1 protein-coding gene is annotated in these 364 nt (G+C 64.6%); it reads left to right on the forward strand.

What is annotated here, in order from left to right; genetic code table 11:
- On the forward strand, nt 1-364 hold a 364-nt coding region (locus tag FKW31_RS13470; RefSeq protein ID WP_150178792.1), incomplete at both ends, for a transposase.

Genomic DNA, 364 nt, shown 5'->3' on the forward strand with positions numbered 1-364 from the left:
CCTCAGCGCTACCCTGCGCACGGCAGACAGGGACCCGGGGAAGGAAGCACTGGCAGACATCCGCCGGATCGTGGAGCAGATCAGGAGCCGTTGGCCCCGGGTGCGTATCCTGGTGCGTGGGGACAGCGGTTTCGCCCGGGACAGTCTGATGACATGGTGCGAAGACAACCACGTTGACTTCCTGTTCGGGCTTGCAGGCAACACCCGCCTGTATGACCGGATTGCCTCTTTGTCCGCTGAGGTTCGTGACGAAGCCGCCACGACAGGCAGAGCTGCGCGCGGCTTTACCTCCTTTGACTGGATCACAAAGGACAGCTGGACGCGCCGCAGGCGGGTGGTGGCCAAGGCCGAATGGCGCCACGGC

This window comes from Acetobacter sp. DmW_136 (assembly GCF_008690365.1).
Classification (GTDB): domain Bacteria; phylum Pseudomonadota; class Alphaproteobacteria; order Acetobacterales; family Acetobacteraceae; genus Acetobacter; species Acetobacter oryzifermentans.